This is a genomic window from Propionivibrio sp., assembly GCF_017995515.1.
GTDB lineage: Bacteria > Pseudomonadota > Gammaproteobacteria > Burkholderiales > Rhodocyclaceae > Propionivibrio.
In genome coordinates, this window is the sequence record NZ_JAGOIT010000096.1 from 1 (window position 1) to 1,634 (window position 1,634).

General features: G+C 60.9%; 3 protein-coding genes. All 3 read left to right on the forward strand.

What is annotated here, in order from left to right; all coding sequences use genetic code 11:
* The coding region (locus tag KBA32_RS13805) for a CsgG/HfaB family protein (protein ID WP_294359874.1) at positions 1-525 on the forward strand (525 nt) is incomplete at its 5' end.
* A 27-nt stretch (positions 526-552) separates the two neighbouring features.
* Positions 553-933 (forward strand): DUF4810 domain-containing protein, encoded by a 381-nt coding sequence (locus tag KBA32_RS13810; RefSeq protein ID WP_294359877.1) that lies wholly within the window; start codon positions 553-555, stop codon positions 931-933.
* On the forward strand, positions 933-1,622 hold the full coding sequence (locus KBA32_RS13815) for a DUF799 domain-containing protein (protein WP_294359880.1): 690 nt from the start codon (positions 933-935) through the stop codon (positions 1,620-1,622). The genes KBA32_RS13810 and KBA32_RS13815 overlap by 1 nt, the downstream gene beginning before the upstream one ends.
* Positions 1,623-1,634: the final 12 nt, after the last annotated feature.

Here is a 1,634-nt window from a genome sequence, read left to right on the forward strand (position 1 = left end):
AAGTTCGACAACCGCTCGAACTTCATGCGCGGCATCTTCTCGGACGGTGTCGACCGACTGGGCAGCCAGGCCAAGACAATCCTGATCACCCATTTGCAACAGACCGGCCGCTTCAACGTGCTCGATCGCGACAATATGCCCGAGATCAAGCAGGAGGCTGAATTCGCCAGGAAGAAGCAGAGCATCAAGGGCGCGACCTATGTTGTCACCGGTGACGTCACCGAGTTCGGCCGCAAGGAAGTCGGCGACAAGCAACTGTTCGGGCTTCTCGGTCGCGCGAAGTCGCAGATTGCCTACGCCAAGGTCAGCTTGAATGTCGTCAATGTCGAGACGTCGGAAGTGGTGTTCTCGGCCGTCGGCGCCGGCGAATACAGTCTCGACAGCCGCGAAGTGATCGGCTTTGGCGGCACGTCGAGTTATGACTCGACGCTCAACGGCAAGGTGCTCGACCTGGCGATGCGGGAAGCGGTCAACCGTCTGGTCGACGGCATTCAATCCGGCGCCTGGCAACCCGGGCAACCGTAACAGGGACAGGGACAGGAAGGGTATCTCATGACACAGTCTCTGTTTTCCCGGCAGGCGGCTTGCCTGTCGGTCGCATGCGTTTTGCTCGTCGCCGGGTGTGCGACCAAGACGCCGCCGCTTTACTACTGGGGTGACTACCAGAAAGAAGTCTACGGACATTTCACCAAGGACGCCGGGCCGGAGGAGCAAATCGCGGCGCTCGAGTCCGGTATTGAAAAGGCGCGCGCGAGCGGTCTCCCGGTACCGCCCGGCTACAACGCTCACCTCGGCGTTCTTTATGCCCAGACCGAGCATGCCGACAAGATGCTGCACTACTTCACGACGGAAAAGGCCCTATATCCGGAAAGCGCCGCGTACATGGATTTCCTCATGCGCAAATATCAACAACCCCACAACGGATTCCGGTGATGCGATTTGACTTTCCGAACCTGCGCACGCTGCGCAACTGTTGCCTGGCGGCCGTCGCCGCCGTTCTGGCAGCCGGCTGTGCAACGCAACAGCCGTATGACTACACGGCCTTCCGACAAAGCAGGCCGGCGTCGATCCTGGTCTTGCCGCCGCTGAACAGCTCGCCGGACATTGCGGCGACCTACAGCATGCTGTCGCAAGTGACGTTGCCGCTGGCCGAATCCGGCTATTACGTCTTCCCGGTCAGCCTGGTGGACGAGACCTTCCGCCAGAACGGACTGAGCAATGCCGCCGAGATGCACTCCGTAACCCCCGGCAAACTGCGCGAGATTTTTGGCGCAGATACGGCGCTGTACATCGAGATCAAGCAGTACGGAACCGTCTACTCGGTCATCGCGAGCGAAAGTCGGGTGACCGCGGGCGCCCGCCTCGTGGACTTGAAGACCGATCAGGTCATCTGGCAAGGGTCGGCCACCGCATCAAGTGCCGAGGGACGGAGTTCGAGCGGCGGCGTCATCGGCTTGCTGGTTCAGGCCGTGGTCAACCAGATCGTTGAAAATGCGGTCAATCGGTCGCACCAGGTCGCCGGCGTGACCAGCTATCGCCTGTTGGCCGCCGGGATGCCGAATGGCATTCTCTACGGCCCGCGTTCGCCGCAATACGAAAAGGACAAGAACGTCCGACCGTAAGCGCCAGCAAGC